Origin of the sequence: Catellatospora sp. NPDC049133, assembly GCF_040648455.1 — a bacterium.
Taxonomy (GTDB): Bacteria; Actinomycetota; Actinomycetes; order Mycobacteriales; family Micromonosporaceae; genus Catellatospora; species Catellatospora aurea.
Window position 1 is genome coordinate 32,314 of sequence record NZ_JBEZDT010000022.1, and the last position, 18,772, is coordinate 51,085.

An 18,772-nucleotide genomic window follows, 5' to 3' on the forward strand; every position below is an offset into this window, starting at 1 on the left:
GACTCAGGGTCGGTGCGAGGACGTAAAAGGTACATAACTCCCGAGTGCTACCTGCCCGGATGTCCGTTCCGGCTTTTGGCCGGGCTGGCCATACCTGCTTTGACCAGGCAACATAGCTCGAGCCCGTGTCAACGTAGACCCGGAGGTTCCCACCTCATGCAAGGCAGCAGTACCGACATCCTCAAGGCAGCCCGCGCCAAGTTCGACGTGGTGAACGACAAGATCCGAAGCGGCCTTCGCGGCCGCTCGCGTCATGTCGTGGCCATCGCGGCGATGGCCGGCATCGCGTCTGTAGGCCTGGTCGCAGCCAACATCGACAACGGACCCACCGAGGTCACCCCCGTGGCGGCGACGTCCACGGTCAACCGGGAGGCGGCCGCCGACCGCGCGGACCGCGCCGCGCGGGCCACCGCCAAGACCCAGCTCGCGGCGCCCAAGGCGGCGCCGAAGGCCGCGCCCAAGGCGATCGCCCCCAAGGCGGTCCAGCCCGCGCAAGCCAAGGCGAAGGCCGGCACCTCGGTGCCCAAGGCCGCGCCGAAGGCCGCCGCGCCGGTCAAGGTCCGCCCCGTCTGGGGCAGCCCCATGCCGGGCGCCCAGGTCACCTCCTGCTTCGGTCAGCGCTGGGGCGTCCTGCACGCCGGCGTCGACCTCGCCGAGCCCGCCGGCACCCCGATCCGCGCGGTCGGCCCCGGCACCGTGTTCAGCAACGGCTGGGCCTACAGCGGCTACGGCATCTCCGTGGTCATCGACCACGGCGACGGCTACTTCACCCACTACGCCCACATGAGCCGCGACGCGGTGCAGATCGGCCAGAAGGTGAAGGCCGGCGACCTGCTCGGCTACGAGGGCTCCACCGGCGACTCCACCGGCCCCCACCTGCACTTCGAGGTGCACAAGGGCATGTGGAACCAGATCGAGCCCAGCGCGTGGCTGAAGGCCCGCGGCGTGCCGATCAACTGCTGACCCAGCCCACCCATCCCGGACGCCGGTGCGCGCCCACGCGCGCACCGCGTCCCCCCAGCGGTAACCCCACCCCCCGAATACGTGTGGCCCGGATCTCGCGATCCGGGCCACACGTATTCGCACACCCGTCGCGACACGGCGCCCCTTGATCGTCAGACTTGCCAGGCACCTGTGCGAAAGCGCGATCAAGATACGCACACCTGCCCGGCAAGTCGAATGATCAAGGGGCGCGGCCCGACCAGGGCCGAACCGATCACGGGGCGGCGGGGCCCGGCAGAGGCCGGACCGGTCAGGGCGCGGCCGAGTCAGGGCAACGCCGGTCAGGGCGCGGCCGGGTCAGATCTTCTCGATCGGGGCGTGCCGCAGGACCAGCCAGAGGACCTGGTCGCCGAAGTCGACCTGGACCTGCGCGCGGGCTCCGGCACCCTGCACTGCCAGCACCCGGCCCAGGCCGTAGCGCTGGTGGTTGACCCGGTCGCCGGCCGACAGCGACGGCGCGGCGGCCAGATCGCTGGCGGTGGCCAGCTTGCTCGGGTCAATGCCGATCTTGCTGGCGAGTGCCGCGGCGCGGGCGGTGCCGCCGACGAAACTGCCGCTCCCCCGCTCCTGCGCCCGCTCCCGGCCGCCGATGCCGCCGCCGCGCGAACCCCAGGAGGTGTACGCCCCCTCGGTGCGGTGCCAGTCGAGCAGCTCCGGCGGCAGCTCCTCCAGGAAGCGCGAGGCCGGGTTGTACTGCGGCTGCCCCCACGCCGAGCGGGTCACCGCCCGGGACAGGTAGAGCCGCCGGCGGGCGCGGGTGATGCCGACATAGGCCAACCGCCGCTCCTCCTCCAGCTCCTTGACCTCGCCCAGCGAGCGCAGGTGCGGGAAGACCCCGTCCTCCAGGCCGGTGAGGAAGACCACCGGGAACTCCAAACCCTTGGCCGTGTGCAGGGTCATCAGCGTGACCACGCCCTGGTGCTCCGGATCGTCCGAGGGCACCTGGTCGGCGTCGGCGACCAGCGCGACCTGCTCCAGGAACCCGGCCAGGGTCGGCGTCTCGTCGGCCGCTGCGGTGCGCTCGGCGTACTCCCGGGCCACGCTGACGAGTTCCTGGAGGTTCTCCACCCGGCCCTCGTCCTGCGGGTCGAGGCTCGCCTCCAGCTCCGACAGCAGGCCGGACTCGGTGAGCAGCAGCTCCAGCACCTGCTCCGGCGGCGCGGTGCGGGCCAGCTCACGCGCGGAGTCCATCATCGTCAGGAACTCGCCGATCGAGTTGACCGCGCGGGTCGAGATGCCCGGCGCGTCCGCGGCCCGGCGCAGCGCGGCCCCGAAGGAGACCCGGTCGCGGGCGGCCAGCGCCTCCACCACGGCCTCGGCGCGGTCGCCGAGCCCGCGCTTGGGCGTGTTGATGATCCGGCGCATGCTGACCGTGTCGTCCTCGTTGGACACCGCGCGCAGGTAGGCCAGCGCGTCGCGGACCTCCTTGCGCTCGTAGAAGCGCACCCCGCCGACGACCTTGTAGGGCAGGCCCAGCCGGATGAAGATGTCCTCGAAGACCCGGGACTGCGCGTTGGTGCGGTAGAACACCGCGACGTCGCCCGGCCGGGCCGACTCGGCGTCGGTGAGCCGGTCGATCTCGCGGGCCACCCAGTCGGCCTCGGCGTGCTCGTTGTCGGCGACGTAGCCGACGATCTGCTCGCCCGCGCCCTGGTCGCTCCACAGCCGCTTGGGCTTGCGGTCGCTGTTGCGGTCGATGACCGAGTTGGCGGCCGACAGAATGGTCTGCGTCGAGCGGTAGTTCTGCTCCAGCAGGATGGTGCGCGCCTGCGGGTAGTCCCGCTCGAACTCCAGGATGTTGCGGATCGTCGCGCCGCGGAACGCGTAGATCGACTGGTCCGCGTCACCCACCACGCACAGCTCGCCGGTGTCCCCGACCAGCTCCTTGACCAGCACGTACTGCGCGTGGTTGGTGTCCTGGTACTCGTCGACCAGCACGTGCCGGAAGCGCCGCCGGTATTTCTCGGTCACCTCGGGCTTGGCCTGCAGCAGGTGAACGGTGCGCATGATGATGTCGTCGAAGTCGAGCGCCTGGGCCTGCTGGAGACGCTGCTGGTAAAGCGTGTACGCCTCGGCGAGCACCCGCTCGGCGGGCCCGTGCGGCGTGAACGCCTCGGGGTCGACCAGCTCGTTCTTCAGGTTCGACACCTGCGCGGCGAGGCTGCGCGGCGGGTAGCGTTTGGGGTCGAGGTCCAGCTCGCGCGCGACCAGCTGCATCAGCCGGCGCGAGTCGTCCGCGTCGTAGATCGAGAAGGACGACTTGAGGCCGGCGTGCTCGTGCTCCGCGCGCAGGATGCGCAGGCAGGCCGAGTGGAACGTGGAGACCCACATCATCCGGGCCCGGTTGCCGACCTGCGCCGCGACCCGTTCGCGCAGCTCGCCGGCGGCCTTGTTGGTGAACGTGATGGCCAGGATCTCGCCGGGGTGCACGCCCCGGGCGGCCAGCAGGTAGGCGATGCGCTGGGTGAGGACCCGGGTCTTGCCGGAGCCCGCGCCCGCGACGATGAGCAGCGGTGTGCCCTCGTGGGTGACAGCCGCCCGCTGGGGCTCGTTGAGGCCCTCCAGGAGCGCCGCTACACGCGGGCCGGACTCGGTGGGGGCGCGGTCGCCCTGGGACGGCCAGGAACCGCCGGAGGCCTTCTCGGCGGGCGGTTTCGCGGTGGCGGGCCTGGCCCCGGGCGTCGTCTCGGACGGCGTCATCTCGGGGAGATCGAAGAGCGCATGCATCGTCTGGAGAGTCTATGCGCCCCCACCGACATCGACCCAGCCCGCCACCGGTGAGCGTGAAACCGGTCCGTAGCGAGACGGTCGTGCAGGTGTCACCGATGGGCGGTGGCGCGGCGGATACGCATACGCAAGGATGCCTTCATAAATCATCGCGCACCCCCGCGCGATGCCGACTCTGGAGGCCCCCCATGAATCACCCCCGTTCTCGGGGCTGGGCAGGCACAATGCGGCACCTGGCGCTACCGGCGCTGGCGCTGGCCGTAGTCGCGACGATCCCGCTGAGCAGCGGTTCGAGCGCTTCTTCCACCCCGGCGTGGAACCCCCTCACGCCCGTGTCGGTGAACATGGCCGCGGCGGCTCCGGCCGGCCACACGGCGTACGGAAACCTTCTCGCGTTCAACGACTTCCACGGCGCGATCGACCCGCCGACCGGCAGCGGCGCGGCGGTGCTCGGCACCCCCGCGGGCGGTGTCGAATACCTGGCCCACTGGGTCAAGAAGCTGCGCGCCGAGGGCGAGGCGGCCGGCCAGGAGGTCGTGACCGTCGGCGCCGGCGACATGATCGGCGCCACCCCGCTGGTCAGCGCGGCGTTCCACGACGAGCCCACCATCGAGCTGCTCAGCGAGCTCGGCCTGGACGTGTCCTCGGTCGGCAACCACGAGTTCGACGAGGGCGTCACCGAGCTCAAGCGCATGCAGCACGGCGGCTGCCACCCGGTCGAGGGCTGCTTCGCCGGCGACGGCTTCGACGGCGCGGAGTTCCAGTACCTCGCCGCGAACGTCACCGACAAGCGGACCAAGCTGCCCATCCTGCCGCCGGTCGACGTGAAGATCATCGACGGCGTGCCGGTCGGCTTCATCGGCATGACGCTGGAGGGCACCCCGGGCATCGTGAACCCGGCGGGCATCACCACGGTCGACTTCCGCGACGAGGTCGAGACCGCGAACCTGTGGAGCGGCCTGCTCCGCCTGCTCGGCGTCAAGGCGCAGGTGCTGCTGCTGCACGAGGGCGGCCAGCAGGGCGCCACCGGCAACGTCTCCACCTGTGACGGGTTCACCGGCGTGATCTCCCCGATCGTGGCCGGCCTGCGCGACGAGATCGGCGTCGTGGTCTCCGGCCACACGCACCGCTTCTACTCGTGCTCGCTGCCCAACAAGTCGGGCAAGCCCGTCGTCGTCACCAGCGCCGGCACCAACGGCCAGCTGGTCACCGACATCACGCTGACCATGGACCGGCGCAGCCGCACCTTCACCTCGATCGAGGCGCACAACGTCGTGACCGAGAACGGTGTGCGCAACGCCGACGGCACCTGGCAGACCACCGCGCCGGGCGTGTTCGTGCGCAACCCCGCGCTGGTCGACCCGGCCGCCAAGGTGATCGCGGACAAGTACCGCACCGCCGTGGCGCCGCTGGCCAACCGGGTCGTCGGCAGCGTCTCCGCCGACATCGTGCGTGACGTGCAGCCCAGCGGCGAGAGCCCGCTCGGCGATGTCATCGCCGACGCCCAGCTGGCCTACACCGCCTCCGCCGGGGCGCAGCTCGCGCTGATGAACCCGGGCGGCATCCGGGCCGCGATCACCTACGCGAACTCGCCCGGTGGCGAAGCCCCCGGCCAGGTCACGTACGGCGAGGCGTTCACCGTCCAGCCGTTCAACAACCTGGTGGTGACCTACTCGCTGACCGGGGCGCAGCTCGACGCGGTACTGGAGCAGCAGTTCGCAGGCCACGCCGGGCAGAACACCACCAAGATCCTTCAGATCTCGGCGGGCTTCGCGTACTCGTACGACAGCACTCTGCCGCTCGGCAGCCGGGTCTCCGGCCTGACGCTGAACGGCACGCCGATCGACCCGGCCGCGACCTACAAGGTCACCACGAACGACTTCCTGGCCAACGGCGGCGACAACTTCACGGCGCTGACCGCAGGGACGGGCCGGGTCTACGCGCCCGGTTTCGACGTCGACGCGCTGGTGGCGTACCTGGCCACGGGCCCGGTCAACCCGGGGCCGGCCAACCGCATCACCAAGCTCGGCTGAGCGCGGCGCGGATAGATCAAGGTCTCACATGATGGTCGACGTGCTTGCGCAGCGAGGTATCCGTGGCATACTTGGCAACGTGATCAACCAGGCGTTCTACTTTACCTATGGCTCCGGGAACCCGGCAGTCGTAGGTCGCGCCTGAGCACACAGACCTCACGAAAGCCCCGGGCTCCCAGAGCCCGGGGCTTTCGCCTTTGTCCCGGCCACTGGTGAGCGACAATCCCACTGAGGAGTCCCACATGAGCGCCATCGCCCACGAGACCGGCACCACCGCGCCGGAGGCAGCCACCGAGATCACCTCGATGCGGGAGCGCATCGACCAGATCGACGCCGCCCTCATCGCGCTGTGGAAGGAGCGTGCCGAGATCTCGCAGCAGGTCGGCAAGACCCGCGTCGCCTCCGGCGGCACCCGCCTGGTGCTCAGCCGCGAGCGCGAGATCATGGACCGCTTCCGCGCCGAACTCGGCCCCGACGGCACCCAGCTGGCCCTCCTCATCCTCCGCGCCGGCCGCGGCCCACTGTGACATGCTCGCCGGCTACCGCGGCCTTAATCGACGTCATCTCCGCTGCGCTCCGGATGACGCCGAGCAGCCGCTACCGCGGGCGACGATGACCTGTTCCCCGGCCTGACCCCACATGCACAGGGCACCGCCCGCTACGCGGACGGTGCCCTGCTCTATGTTGACCCGGTGGCGGGCGGTCCGGCCGGAGGCTCAACCCCACCTGACCGTTCGCCACCGGGAGACACTCCTACCCCGCGTGCACCACGTCCTTCTCCTGCGCGAAGTGGCACGCGCTCGGGTGCCCCGAGGTGGGGCGGATCTGCAGCAGCGGCGGCTCCGTCGCGCAGATCTCCTGGGCCTTCCAGCACCGGGTGCGGAAACGGCAGCCCGACGGCGGGTTGGCCGGCGACGGGACGTCGCCCTCCAGCCGGATGACCGCCTTGTGCTGACGCACCGTCGGGTCCGGCACCGGCACCGCGGACAGCAGAGCCTGCGTGTACGGGTGCGTCGGCCGCGTGTAGATGTCGTCGTCCGTGCCGACCTCGACCATCTTGCCGAGGTACATCACACCGACCCGGTCGGCGATGTGGCGCACCACCGACAGGTCGTGGGCGATGAAGATGTACGACAGGTTGAAGTCCTTCTGGAGCTGGTCCAGCAGGTTCATGACCTGCGCCTGGATCGACACGTCGAGTGCCGACACGGGCTCGTCGCAGACGATGACCTCCGGCTTGAGCGCCAGGGCCCGGGCGATGCCGATGCGCTGGCGCTGGCCGCCGGAGAACTGGTGCGGGTACCGGTTGATGTGCTCGGGGTTGAGACCGACCACGTCGAGCAGTTCCTGCACCTTGCGCCGCCGGTCGCCCTTGGGCGCGGCATCGGGGTGGATCTCGAAAGGCTCCCCGATGATGTCGCCCACGGTCATCCGCGGGTTGAGCGAGGTGTACGGGTCCTGCATGACGAGCTGGATGTTGCGGCGCAGCTTGCGCTGGTCCGCCGGACTGAGCCGCAGCACGTCCCGGCCCTGGTAGCGCACCTCGCCCGAGGTCGGCTTCTCCAGGTTCATCAGCAGCTTGGCCAGCGTCGACTTGCCGCAGCCCGACTCGCCGACGATGCCCAGGGTCTCACCCTTGTGCAGGTCGAGCGAGACGCCGTCGACCGCCTTGATCTGCCCGATGGTGCGCTTGAAGACGATGCCCTGGCGGATCGGGAAGTGCTTGACCAGGTCGCGTACTTCGAGGATCACTTCACTCACGGCCGTACAGCTCCTCTGCGAAGTGACAGGCACTGGCCCGGACGCCACCCAGCTCGATCAGCGCGGGACGCTCGCTCGAGCAGATGTCCTTCGCCATCCGGCACCGCGGGTGGAACGCGCAGCCCGAGGGGATGCGCAGCAGGTTGGGCGGCAGGCCCTTGATGGTGTTGAGCTCCTGGCCCTTGAGGTCCAGGCGCGGCAGCGAGTCCAGCAGGGCCAGCGTGTACGGGTGGCAGGGCTTGCCGTACAGCGCGTGCACGTCGGCCTGCTCCACGATCCGGCCCGCGTACATGACCGCGATCCGGTCCGCGACGTCGGCGACCACGCCGAGGTCGTGGGTGATCAGGATCATGCCCATGTTCCGGTCGCGGCGGATCTCCGCCAGCAGGTCCATGATCTGGGCCTGCACCGTCACGTCGAGCGCCGTGGTGGGCTCGTCCGCGATCAGCACCTCGGGGTCCAGCGCCAGCGCCATGGCGATCATGACGCGCTGGCGCATGCCGCCGGAGAACTGGTGCGGGAAGTCCTTCAGGCGCGTCTTCGCTGCCGGGATCTTCACCAGGTCCAGCAGCTCCGCGGCACGCTTGTACCCGTCGGCGCGGCTCATGCCCCGCCGCTTGCGGAACAGCTCGGCGATCTGGAACCCGACCGTGAAGACCGGGTTCAGCGCCGAGAGCGCGTCCTGGAACACCATCGCGATGCCCTCGCCGCGGACCAGCCGGCGCTCGTCCTTGCCCATGGTGAGCAGGTCCTTGCCGCGGAAGCGGATGGAACCGCCCGTCACGAAGCCCGGCGGGGTGTCGAGGATGCCCATGATGGTCTGCGCCGTGACGCTCTTGCCGGACCCGGACTCGCCGAGCACCGCCAGCGTCTCACCCGCGTCCACGTGGTACGACACTCCGTTGATCACCTTCGCGACGCCGTCGCGGGTGCGGAACTCCACGTGGAGGTTCTCGACCTCCAGCAGGTGGCCGCCGGAGCGGCCGTCGACGCCCTGGACCGGCGCCGTCTTCACCTTGATGTCACTCACGTCGCTCTCCTAGCGCAGCTTCGGGTCGAGTGCGTCGCGCACGGCGTCGCCGAGCATGACGAAGCTGAGCACCGCGATGGCCAGGAATGCGGCCGGGAAGGCCATCATGTACGGAGCGGCCTCCATGAACTGCCGGCTCTGCCCGATCATGATGCCCCAGGAGACGACCGGCTCCCGCAGGCCGACACCGAGGAAGGACAGCGTCGCCTCGGCGCCGATGTACGCGCCGAGCGTGATCGTGCCGACGACCACCATCGGGGCGACGGAGTTGGGCAGGACGTGCCGGAAGACGACCCGGCCCGGCCGGGCGCCCAGCGCCTGCGCGGCGTGCACGTAGTCCAGCTGCTTGGTCGACAGCACCGCCGCCCGCATGATGCGGGCGAACGACGGCCAGCCCAGCGCGATGAACGTGGCGATCACCAGGCTGGTGATGCGGAACGCGCTCGGGTTGCTCTGCACCGGGGCGAAGGTCGACAGGATCACCAGCGCGCCGAGCACGAACGGCAGGCCGAGGAAGATGTCGCCGAACCGCGCCAGCAGCGTGTCCGTCCACCCGCCCAGGTAGCCGCTCAGGATGCCGAAGAACCCGCCGAGCAGCATGTTGCCGATGACGGCGGACAGACCGACCACGATCGAGGCGCGGGCGCCGTAGATCGTGCGGGCGTAGATGTCCTGGCCCTGCACGTTGTAGCCGAACTGGCCACCCTTGCCGAACTGGAACCAGGCCCCGAAGTCGGGCTTGGTCAGGCTCCGGTTGAGGTCCGCCGCGGCCGGGTCGACGGAGCTGAACAGCGACGGGAACGCCGCCATCAGCACGAAGATCATAATCAGGATCGCCGAGATCACGAACAGCGGCTTGCGTCGCAGCTCGTACCAGGCGTCCGTCCACAAGCTACGGGGCTTGTCCTTCTTGTCTTTCTTGGGAGCCGACTCCACGGGGGCCGGGGTCACCGGCATCGGGACGGCTTCGGCCGTGGGGGTGGCCACTTCGGGGCTACTCATAGCGGATCCTCGGGTCCAGGACCCCGTACAGAAGGTCGACGAGCAGGTTGACGACGAGGTAGACGAGCACAAGGATCGCCACGATCGATACCACGACGCCGGACTGCCTACGGTTGATCGAGTCGAACAGCAGGCCGCCGATGCCGCGGATGTTGAAGATGCCCTCGGTGACGATGGCGCCGCCCATGAGCGAGCCGAGGTCGAGGCCGAGCCAGGTGACCACCGGGATCATCGAGTTGCGCAGCGTGTGCACACCGGTGACGCGGCTCGGGGTCAGGCCCTTGGCCACCGCGGTCCGCACGTAGTCGGCCCGCCGGTTCTCGACCAGGTTCACCCGTGTCAGCCGGGTGATGTAGGCCAGCGACCCGCTGCCCAGGATGAGTCCTGGAATGATCAGCTCCACCAGCGGCGCCTCCGGCGACACCGAGGAGAGGTTCAGCGAGTAGCGGGCCACGAGGCCGATGACGAAGATCGGCAGCGCGATCAGGACCAGCGTCGACACCAGCACCAGGTTGTCGATGAAGCTGCCCCGGCGCAGGCCGGTGAGCACACCGGCGGTGATGCCGATCAGGGCCTCCGCGGCCACGGCCACCAGCGCGAGCTTGATGGACACCGGGAACGCCTGCGCCAGCAGCTCGCCGATCTCGGTGCCGTTGAAGGTCTGGCCGAACTCGCCTTGCATCAGGTTGGTCAGATAGTTCAGGTACTGGATCGGCAGCGGGTCGTCCAGGCCGAACTTGTCGGTCATGAAGTCGACGTACGCCTGCGGGCACTGCCGCTCGCCGCATCGTCCTGCAAACGGGTCACCTGGTAGTCCCCACACCAGGAACCAGATGAGAAAGGTGGTGCCGATGAAGACAGGGATCGCCTGCAGCAAACGGCGGAGGGCATATCGCCCCATGACTACTCCTCACTGAGCCTCGCCGAGATAGGGCCGACCCCACATGCCACAGCGGTCACCCGCCGCGTCACCTGGGGTCGGACCCGCCGGCGTGCCGTGCCCGCGAAGGCCCGGCACGCCGGTTCATATCCGGTGTCTAGCTCACTTGACCGTGACCGTGGCCAGGTCGAGCTCGCCGAAGGTGTTGATGGTGACGGTGCCGAGCTTGGCGGACCACACCGACTGCTGCGACGAGTGCCACAGCGGGATGGTCGGCATGAGCGCCGGCAGCATCGCCTCGGCCTCCTGGTAGAGCTTCTCGGCGGCCGCGAGGTCGGCGGTGCTGTCGGCCTCCTTCAGCTTGGCGTCGAAGGCGGCGTCGGAGAACTTGCCGTCGTTGGACGAGGCACCCGTCTTGAGGAGCGGGTTCAGCCAGTTCTCGATGTGCGGGTAGTCAGCCTGCCAGCCGGCGCGGGACATGCCCGTCATCTTCTGGGTGGTGACCAGGGTGCGGAACTCACCGAAGGTCGGGAACGGCTTGCCCACGCACGGCACACCCAGCGAGGTCTGGATGCTGTTGCAGACCGCGTCGACCCAGTCCTTGTGGGAGGCGTCGCCGTTGTAGGCCAGCGAGATCTCCTTCGGCTTGGTGGTCGCCGACTCGAACAGGGCCTTGGCCTTGGCGGCGTCGAAGGTGCAGAACTCGCCACACACGTCGGCCTTGTAGCCGGCCATGTTCGGGTTGACCCAGCCGTTGGCCGGAATACGGGTCTTGTTGAAGATCTTCTCGGTGATCAGCTTGCGGTCGATCGCCATCGACAGCGCCTGGCGCACCTTCGGGTCGTTGTAACCCGGCAGCCAGGTCGGCATCGCGATGAACGCGGAGGTCGAAACCGGCTTGTTGCTCGACGCCGACGGGAAGTCCGTCTTGTACAGGTCGCCGATCAGCTTGGCCGACGGAACCTGCTGCTGGAAGTCGATCTGGCCCTGCTTGACGTCCTCGTAGGCGGCGGAGTCGTCGGTGTAGACGCGGAAGATGACGTCCTTCACCTTCGGCTTGTCGGCGCCCTGGTAGTCGTCGTTACGGGTGACCTTCAGCTCGACGTTCTTGGTCCACGACTCGAGCTTGAAGGGGCCGTTGCCGACCGGCTTCTGGCCGAAGGCGGCCGGGTCCTTGAAGAACACGTCCGGCAGCGGCATGAACGCCGAGTAACCGACCTTGATCGGCCACAGGTTCGACGGGCCGCCCAGGGTCACCTCGAACGTGGTGTCGTCGACGACCTTCAGACCGTCCATCTTGTCCTTGGCCGGCTTCGGAGCCTCCTTTGGGCCCTCGCCGTCCGGGTCCTCGCTGGTGACGTCGGCGTAGCCCTTGATGTCACCGAAGAACGTGCCGTTGATGAGGCCGTTCGGGGTGTACGCGGCGTAGTTCCACGCGTCGACGTAGTTCTTCGCGGTGACGGGGGTGCCGTCGTGCCACTTCCAGCCCGACTTGAGCTTGACGGTCCAGGTCGTACCGCCGTCAGCGGAGGTGATCGACTCGGCGTTCGCCATCTCGGTCTTGGCGTCGGCAGCCGCGTAGTTCGTCAGACCGGTGAAGAGCGCGTCGACGACCACGCCGCCCTGGGTCTCCGAGGTACCGGCCGGCACCAGCGGGTTCTGGGGCTCGCCCCAGCTGATGATGAACGAGCCGTCGTTCTTGGGGGTCTCCGGCTCAGGCGTGCTGGTGCAACCAGCCGCGGCCAGGGCGACAGCGGTCAGACCGACTGCCACCTTCCATGGGGTAATCCCACGCATGCGTGTGCCTCCTCAGGCGCTCACGAGGGGGTGTGAGGTGGCCACACTTTCGCACCCCGCGAGCACGCGCCGGAAGGGCCTGATACCAACCCGTTACCGAGACGGGACGACGCCGATATCCCGCAAAGAAATGCTTCACATCTCTACGTCGCCCCCTGACCAGCGGTTTTTGTGCTGGTCAGCGCCGTAGTCGATCGAGGAACGAAACACGATGGTAACTGGCATCCCAGCCTGTGGGCGATACCGAGAGTTACACGAGGCGTCTATCTGCGGCCCAACGCGACAATTCATACCTGTTGGACATCTGCAGCTTGCGGAGCACATTGGACACGTGGGTCTCCACCGTCTTGATGGAGATGAACAGCTCCTTGGCGATCTCCTTGTACGCGTACCCCCGCGCCAGCAGCCGCAGCACCTCGCGCTCCCGGTTGGTCAGCTGGTCCAGCTCCGGGTCGGCCACGGGGGCGTCCGGGCGGGCCGCGAAGGCGTCCAGCACGAAGCCGGCCAGCCGCGGCGAGAAGACCGCGTCCCCGTCGGCGACCCGCCGGATCGCGTCCACCAGGTCGTCCGGGGAGATCGTCTTGGTGACGTAACCGCGCGCGCCCGCCCGGATCAGGCCGATCACGTCCTCGGCCGCGTCGGAGACGGACAGCGCCAGGAAACGCACCTGCGGCTGGGTCTTGCGCACCGCGTCGAGCACCGCGCGGCCCCCGCCGTCGGGCATGTGCACGTCCAGCAGCACCACGTCCGGGACCACCGACCCGATCATCGACACGGCCTGGGCCACCGTCGCCGCCTCGCCGACCACGTCGACGTGCGCGCCCAGCTCGGCCCGCACACCCGCCCGGAACATCCCGTGGTCGTCGACCAGGAACACCCGCAACCGCTGCCCGTCCTCGGTGGTCATGTTCACTCCTCGCTCAGCTCGTGCTGCCCGCTCATGCCGGCGTCTCCTTGGGCTCCTTCGGGGAGGTGACCGTCATGGTCAGTCTGACCTCGGTGCCCTCACCGACCTCGCTACGGATCTCCGCGTGGCCGCCGTGCCGCGACATGCGCCCGATGATCGAACCACGGACGCCGTGCCGCCGCTCCTCGACACCATTGGGGTCGAACCCGACGCCCCGGTCGCGGACGAACACGCTCAGCATCGTCGGCTCCGCCTCGGCGTACAACGACACAGTCTTGACCTTGGCGTGCCGGGCCGCGTTGACCAGCGCCTCGCGCGCCGCGGCGACGATCGCGGCCACCTTGTCGTCCACCATGCGGTCGCCGACCACCACCGCCTCCACGGCGATGCCGTAGGTGTCCTCCACCTCCGCGGCCGCCTGCTGCAGCGCGGCGGCGAAATGCTCGGTCGGCGACCCGGTGGGCTGGTAGAGCCAGTTGCGCAGACTGCGCTCCTGACCGCGGGCGATGCGCTGCACCGCCGCCGGGTCGCCCGCGTTGCGCTGGATCAGCGCCAGCGTGTGCAGCACCTGGTCGTGCACCATGGCGGCCAGTTCGGCGCGTTCCTGCTCACGGATGCGGCCCTCGCGCTCGGCGCGCAGCGCGGTCAGCGTGCGCCACAGCACCGGGGCCGCCACCAGGCCGACGCCGGCGAGCGCCACCAGCGCGAACGCGATCGCCCGCCACATGTCGGCCCAGGAGACGTTGGCGACCGGCGAGTAGAGGAAGACCAGCCCGAGGATGCCCACCGCGACCAGCACCCCGCCGGCCAGGAAGCGCAGCAGGTAGATCCGGCGGTCACCGTCGGAGAGCGCGGCCAGCCAGGGCGCCGACGGCGACTCGTCGGACCAGCGCTGGCGGCGGTCCGGGTCGCTCTGGTGCCAGATGATGCCCGCGCCGACCGCGACCAGGGCGACCAGCCAGCCGACGGTCATCCCGATCCCGCCGTTGTGGTTGATCAACGTACTGACCGTCATCAGCGCCAGCCCGGCCAGCACGAAGGGGGCCAGCCGCAGCAGCGAGCGGGGCCGGGTCTCCCCCGGCCCGGCCGGCAGCACGGCCCAGAAGGCGGCGTACAGCAACGCGCCCAGGCCGTTGATCGGCAGCAGCAGCACGAAGGCGATCCGGATCAGCGTCGGCGACAGCCGGGTGTTCGCGGCGATGCCCCCGGCCACCCCGGCGACCAGACGGTCGGAGCGGGAGCGGGTCAGGCGGGGGTATTCCGGCACGGAGGGCTGCACAGCACCGATGGTTTCACGATCGGTGCGCCATCGCCCACGGGTGAGGCCCCGGAGATGGGCCACGCGACATTCTCAGGGTCTGCTCAGGGTCGCCGCCTGAGGCAGGTCAGGCCTGCTCAGCGGGACTATCGACAGCATGAGCGATGAGACCCCGACGCCCCCCGGCGCGGCGCCCTCTGCGGAGGCTCCGCCCGCGGCGCAGGCTCCGCCCCCTCCCCAGGGCGAGCCCACCTCCCCGTACGTGTCCTGGGCGGCGCCGTACGGCCTGATCCGGCCGCGCCACGGCCGCTACCTGGCCGGCGTGTGCGGCGCGCTGGGCCGCGCCACCAAGACCGATCCGCTGCTGTGGCGGGTGCTGATCGGCGTGCTGTGCGTGTTCGGCGTGGGCGTCGTCATCTACCTGGCGGCCTGGCTGCTCACCCCGGCCGAGGGCGACAGCTCCTCGCCGGTCGAGGCGCTGTTCGGCCGCGGCTACTCCAGCACCTCGTCCACGCTGACGCTGGTGATCGGCGTGCTGACGGTGATCCTCATCGGGGCGGTGACCAACAGCTTCGAGGTCGCCGTCATCGCGGCGATCGGGCTGGTCATCGCCGCGCTGGTGGTGAGCCGCAACACGGCCGGCCAGCAGCCGCGCAGCCGCCCCGGCGCGACCTACCTGCCCCCGGACTACGCGGCGGCGCCGGTCACCGTGCCGGCCGCCGCGCCGGCCGCGGTGACCGTGCCGGCGCCGCCGGTGGAGCCCACCGGCTACCGGCCCCCGTTCGCCCCGCACGGGCCGTACGCCCCCGCCGCCCCGCCTCCGCCGCCGCCCCCGCTCAAGGCGCCGAAGGTGAAGCGGGAGCCGTCCCGCCTCGGCCGGCTGATCTTCGGGCTGGCCATGCTCACGCTCGGCGCCCTGGCCATGATCGACATGACCGGCCGGTCCGTGCCGGGCAGCACCTACGTCGCCGCCGCGCTGGCCGTGGTGGGCGTCGGCCTGGTCATCGGCGCGTGGTTCGGCCGGGCCCGCGGCTACATCGTGATCGGCATCGCGCTCGCCCTGGCGCTGCCGATGGCCGCCGCGGGCGGCGACTGGAGCCGCGAGCGCACCCAGGCCGGCAGCGTGACCTGGGCCCCGACCACCTTCGACGACCTGCACGACCGGTACGAGCACCGCTTCGGCGAGGCCACCCTGGACCTCACCGGGCTCGACCTGACCGGTAAGGACATCCAGGTCACCGCTCAGATCACCGGCGGCGACCTGAAGGTGATCGTGCCGCCGGACGTGGACGTCACGGTCGTCACCGAGGTCAACCTGGCCGACGCCGACGTGTTCGGTCGCAGCATCAGCGGGGCCGGGCAGCGCGACACCCAGACCAGCCTCGGCGACGACGGCAAGCCGGGCCCCGGCAAGCTCAAGCTCGTACTCGACGTCAACCTCGGTCACGCGGAGGTGATCCGGTGAAGAACCACCGCACCGACTCGGTCTCGCTCTTCTTCGGCCTGGTCTTCCTGCTCGTCGCGGGTGCGTTCCTGGCCCGCGAGGTCATCGACGTGGAGCTGCCCTCGCTGGGCTGGTTCATCGCCGGCGGCCTGATGATCCTGGGTGTGCTGGCCGTGCTCGGGGCCCTGTCGCCCCGGCGGGCCGCCGAGCCGGCCGCGGTCGAGCCCGCGCCGGACGAGGCGGAGCAGGCGGAACGGGCCGAGCCCGAGCACGCCGCCTGAGCATCCCCCGACCAAGCGCCCCTCACCGCGCGAGCCCGCGGTGGGGGGCGCTCTATGCTGACCGGTGAGACACACCGGTCGACGACGACGAGGAGCAGCCGCCGTGAGCGAGCACGACCCGCTCGGCCAGGCTGCCGACGAGCGCAGCGAGCAGCAGGCGTGAGCGAGCGCAGCGAACCGACCACGACGCCCGGTCACGCCGCCGAAGAGCGCACTGAGGAGAAGGAATGAGCCAGCACCCGACCGATCGTCCCGGCGCCCCCGCGCTGGGCCCGCTCGGCCAGATCCGGATCGGCGACCGCGCCGCCCGCACCCTGACCACCGAGCTGGCCCGCCACGCCGGCCCCAAGACGGCCCTGCTGGTCGGCGCGTCCGCGGACTCGCTGGTGCTGGCCGAGGCGCTGGACGCGCTGCTGCCCGGCGACAAGCTCACCGTCGTCGCCGCCGACGCGGGCGTCGCGGGCCACCTGGCCACCCTGGGCAGCTTCCTCGCCGAGCGGGTCAAGGTCGTCGACGACCTGGCCGCGGCCGAGGCCGCCGACCTGGTCATCGTCGCCGAGCCGGTGGTCGGCTCCGGCGAGGAGGCCCGCAACACCGTCGAGCAGCTGAGCAAGTACGTCGCCGACGGCGGTCTGCTGATCATCGCCGCGGTGGCCCTGCCCGGCCTGTCCGGCGGCGCGACCGACGAGCTCGACCGCATCGCGGCCCGCCAGGGTGTCGGCTCCGACCTGGTGCTGCGCAACACCCCGCCGGTACGCGTGCACCGCCTGCGCTTCACCGACGTCGACCCGGCCGTGGCCGCCAAGCTCAGCCCGGCGTTCCGGCCGTCCAGCGTGCCGCTCTACGGCACCATGAACATCGACTCCAACGGCGTCGCGGCGGCCGGCATCGCGCTGGGCGCGGCCGCGTTCCTCAAGGCCACCCGCCCGAAGTCGAAGGCGTGGGTGCTGCCGGCGCTGCTGGCCGCCCCCGTGGCCGCGTTCTTCCGCGACCCCGAGCGCGAGGTGCCCGCCGACCCGAGCGCGGTCGTCGCCTCGGCCGACGGCAAGGTCCTCAGCGTGGAGCACATCTACGACGAGCGCTTCGCCGACGAGGAGTTCCTGCGCATCGCGGTGTTCCTGTCCGTCTTCGACGTGCACGTCAACCGGGCCCCGGTGGCCGGCAAGGTGGTGGACTACTTCGTCGAGGACGGCGGGTACGCCAACGCGATGAAGCCGGAGGCCGAGCACAACGTCGCCGCGTACACCGTGCTGGAGACCCCCGACCGCAGCCGGGTCGTGGTCGCCCAGCGGACCGGCCTGATCGCCCGGCGCATCGTGCAGCGGGCCCCGATCGGCGCGCTGCTGGCCAAGGGCGAGCGCTTCGGCCTGATCCGCTTCGGCTCGCGCACCGACGTCTACCTGCCCGCCGACAAGGCCGAGGCCCTGGTCGCCCCCGGCGACCGCGTCTCCGGCGGCTCCACGGTCATCGCCCGCCTGCGCTGACCTGAAGCACTTCCCCGGCCCGGGGCCCCGCCGCACGACGCGGCGCGGGCCCCGGGCCGTTTTCCATGGGCGGGCGCGGCACAGGGAGGGTGCAAAAGAGCGCCGCCCCGGTCCAGTGGACCGGGGCGGCGCTCTGTGGAGCTGTGATCAGGCCATGCGGGCGGTGGCGCGGCGCTGGCGGGCCCAGATGACCGGGCCGCTCAGCAGGTAGACCAGCACCAGCAGGCCGAAGGTCACCTGCGTGTTCCAGACCAGGCCGACCAGCGGCAGCAGGAACAGCGTCGGCGGCAGCTTGACCACCTTCGCGAGTTTGGCGTACGGGAAGCTGGAGACCATCGCGATGGCCAGCAGCACCACCCCGAACACCAGCGCCTCGGCCGGCAGCGCACTGCCCATCGTGGTCTTGAGCAGCACCGTCACGGCCAGCACGGTCGCCGCCATGGTGGTCGGCACGCCGCAGAAGAAGCGGCCGTCCTTCGGCGAGACGTTGAACCGGGCGAGCCGGATCGCCGCGCAGCAGGCGACCATGGCGCAGGCCGCGATCAGGACGGGCGTGGGCACACTGCCCCGGAGTGTGGCGAACACGACGACGGGCGCTGCGATGCCGAACGAGGTCATGTCGCCCAGCGAGTCCATCTGCACGCCGAACGGGCTGGCGACGCCGAACTTGCGGGCAAGCGCGCCGTCGAGGCCGTCGAAGGTGATGCAGGCCAGCAGGCACAGCGCGCCGTACATCGGGGCGCGGCCGTCGGGCCGGCCGATGACCGCGAGGAAGATCGCGGTCATGCCGAGCATCAGGCTGCTCAGCGTGCAGGCCTGTACGAGCGCGAACTTGATGCGGCGGTCGAGCGTGCGCTCGCCCGGCAGCAGCGGGACCGTCGTCGGGGTCGGCTGCTCCACCGGCTCGGCCGTGGCGGCCTGCTCGATGGAACGCAGTTCGACCGGGTCAAGGCCAGGCAGCGCGGTGCTCGTCGCAACGGAAGGGTCGGCCTTGCGCAGGCGGCCCACCGGCACCAGCAGCATCTGCCGGGCGAAGGAGCCACCGGCACGCAAGCGGCCGGTCCACTGGCGGCCCGCAGGGCGCGGGCTGTCCGTCAAGCGACGCCGACGCCATAAGGCTCTCGGCACGTGTCGTCCCTCCATACCGGTTTCGGTTCCTTTCCGCC

The 18,772-nt window shown here is 70.4% G+C and carries 15 protein-coding genes; 6 read left to right on the forward strand and 9 right to left on the reverse strand.

Features of this window, described 5'->3' with window-relative positions; all coding sequences use genetic code 11:
- The first annotated feature begins 156 nt into the window (after positions 1-156).
- Entirely contained in the window at positions 157-963 is an 807-nt protein-coding gene (locus tag AB0B35_RS24210) for a M23 family metallopeptidase (RefSeq protein ID WP_361049169.1), read from the forward strand.
- A 336-nt stretch (positions 964-1,299) separates the two neighbouring features.
- Here AB0B35_RS24210 and pcrA read toward each other — a convergent pair whose 3' ends face one another.
- The gene (gene pcrA / locus AB0B35_RS24215) at positions 1,300-3,729 is read right to left on the reverse strand and encodes a DNA helicase PcrA (protein ID WP_361049171.1); all 2,430 of its coding nucleotides are present in this window, start codon (positions 3,727-3,729) and stop codon (positions 1,300-1,302) included.
- A 224-nt stretch (positions 3,730-3,953) separates the two neighbouring features.
- Between pcrA and AB0B35_RS24220 the strand changes: the two genes are divergently transcribed.
- Positions 3,954-5,762, forward strand: coding sequence for a bifunctional metallophosphatase/5'-nucleotidase (locus AB0B35_RS24220; protein ID WP_361049173.1), 1,809 nt, complete (start codon positions 3,954-3,956; stop codon positions 5,760-5,762).
- 209 nt (positions 5,763-5,971) lie between these two features.
- Entirely contained in the window at positions 5,972-6,289 is a 318-nt protein-coding gene (locus AB0B35_RS24225) for a chorismate mutase (RefSeq protein ID WP_361049332.1), read from the forward strand.
- A 226-nt stretch (positions 6,290-6,515) separates the two neighbouring features.
- Here AB0B35_RS24225 and AB0B35_RS24230 read toward each other — a convergent pair whose 3' ends face one another.
- The 7 genes from AB0B35_RS24230 to AB0B35_RS24260 all read right to left on the reverse strand — a co-directional run bounded on the left by AB0B35_RS24230 (position 6,516) and on the right by AB0B35_RS24260 (position 14,406).
- The gene (locus tag AB0B35_RS24230) at positions 6,516-7,523 is read right to left on the reverse strand and encodes a dipeptide ABC transporter ATP-binding protein (RefSeq protein WP_361049175.1); all 1,008 of its coding nucleotides are present in this window, start codon (positions 7,521-7,523) and stop codon (positions 6,516-6,518) included.
- Positions 7,516-8,544 (reverse strand): ABC transporter ATP-binding protein, encoded by a 1,029-nt coding sequence (locus AB0B35_RS24235; protein ID WP_361049333.1) that lies wholly within the window; start codon positions 8,542-8,544, stop codon positions 7,516-7,518. Before AB0B35_RS24235 ends, AB0B35_RS24230 begins: the two co-directional genes overlap by 8 nt.
- An 18-nt stretch (positions 8,545-8,562) precedes the next feature.
- Positions 8,563-9,555: an ABC transporter permease gene (locus AB0B35_RS24240; protein WP_360521816.1), complete on the reverse strand. Its 993-nt coding sequence runs from the start codon at positions 9,553-9,555 to the stop codon at positions 8,563-8,565.
- Complete coding sequence (locus AB0B35_RS24245; protein ID WP_360521813.1) at positions 9,548-10,456, reverse strand: ABC transporter permease; 909 nt, start codon at positions 10,454-10,456, stop codon at positions 9,548-9,550. Before AB0B35_RS24245 ends, AB0B35_RS24240 begins: the two co-directional genes overlap by 8 nt.
- 141 nt (positions 10,457-10,597) lie before the next feature.
- Positions 10,598-12,208: an ABC transporter substrate-binding protein gene (locus tag AB0B35_RS24250; RefSeq protein ID WP_361049177.1), complete on the reverse strand. Its 1,611-nt coding sequence runs from the start codon at positions 12,206-12,208 to the stop codon at positions 10,598-10,600.
- A gap of 274 nt (positions 12,209-12,482) precedes the next feature.
- A complete protein-coding gene (locus AB0B35_RS24255) occupies positions 12,483-13,139 on the reverse strand; it encodes a response regulator transcription factor (protein ID WP_361049179.1) in 657 nt (218 codons plus the stop codon).
- 31 nt (positions 13,140-13,170) lie between these two features.
- A complete protein-coding gene (locus AB0B35_RS24260; protein WP_361049181.1) occupies positions 13,171-14,406 on the reverse strand; it encodes a PspC domain-containing protein in 1,236 nt (411 codons plus the stop codon).
- A 148-nt stretch (positions 14,407-14,554) separates the two neighbouring features.
- Between AB0B35_RS24260 and AB0B35_RS24265 the strand changes: the two genes are divergently transcribed.
- The 3 genes from AB0B35_RS24265 (at position 14,555) to AB0B35_RS24275 (ending at position 17,606) form a co-directional block, all read left to right on the forward strand.
- On the forward strand, positions 14,555-15,862 hold the full coding sequence (locus AB0B35_RS24265; RefSeq protein ID WP_361049183.1) for a PspC domain-containing protein: 1,308 nt from the start codon (positions 14,555-14,557) through the stop codon (positions 15,860-15,862).
- On the forward strand, positions 15,859-16,122 hold the full coding sequence (locus AB0B35_RS24270) for a hypothetical protein (RefSeq protein ID WP_361049185.1): 264 nt from the start codon (positions 15,859-15,861) through the stop codon (positions 16,120-16,122). Before AB0B35_RS24265 ends, AB0B35_RS24270 begins: the two co-directional genes overlap by 4 nt.
- Before the next feature lie 227 nt (positions 16,123-16,349).
- The gene (locus AB0B35_RS24275; RefSeq protein ID WP_361049187.1) at positions 16,350-17,606 is read left to right on the forward strand and encodes a phosphatidylserine decarboxylase; all 1,257 of its coding nucleotides are present in this window, start codon (positions 16,350-16,352) and stop codon (positions 17,604-17,606) included.
- Between the two features lie 147 nt (positions 17,607-17,753).
- On the opposite strand, the gene AB0B35_RS24280 is transcribed toward AB0B35_RS24275, so the two are convergent.
- Positions 17,754-18,659 carry a CDP-alcohol phosphatidyltransferase family protein gene (locus AB0B35_RS24280; protein WP_361049189.1) on the reverse strand — a complete coding sequence of 302 codons (906 nt, stop codon included), beginning with the start codon at positions 18,657-18,659 and terminating at the stop codon, positions 17,754-17,756.
- Between the last annotated feature and the right edge of the window lie 113 nt (positions 18,660-18,772).

What these genes read in the sequence shown, in the direction of transcription:
- AB0B35_RS24220 (WP_361049173.1), top strand. Translation starts at nt 3,954, where the DNA reads ATGCGGCACCTGGCGCTACCGGCGCTGGCGCTGGCCGTAGTCGCGACG.
- AB0B35_RS24210 (WP_361049169.1), top strand. Translation starts at nt 157, where the DNA reads ATGCAAGGCAGCAGTACCGACATCCTCAAGGCAGCCCGCGCCAAGTTC.
- AB0B35_RS24255 (WP_361049179.1), bottom strand. Translation starts at nt 13,139, where the DNA reads ATGACCACCGAGGACGGGCAGCGGTTGCGGGTGTTCCTGGTCGACGAC.
- AB0B35_RS24245 (WP_360521813.1), bottom strand. Translation starts at nt 10,456, where the DNA reads ATGGGGCGATATGCCCTCCGCCGTTTGCTGCAGGCGATCCCTGTCTTC.
- pcrA (WP_361049171.1), bottom strand. Translation starts at nt 3,729, where the DNA reads ATGCATGCGCTCTTCGATCTCCCCGAGATGACGCCGTCCGAGACGACG.
- AB0B35_RS24240 (WP_360521816.1), bottom strand. Translation starts at nt 9,555, where the DNA reads ATGAGTAGCCCCGAAGTGGCCACCCCCACGGCCGAAGCCGTCCCGATG.
- AB0B35_RS24265 (WP_361049183.1), top strand. Translation starts at nt 14,555, where the DNA reads ATGAGCGATGAGACCCCGACGCCCCCCGGCGCGGCGCCCTCTGCGGAG.
- AB0B35_RS24275 (WP_361049187.1), top strand. Translation starts at nt 16,350, where the DNA reads ATGAGCCAGCACCCGACCGATCGTCCCGGCGCCCCCGCGCTGGGCCCG.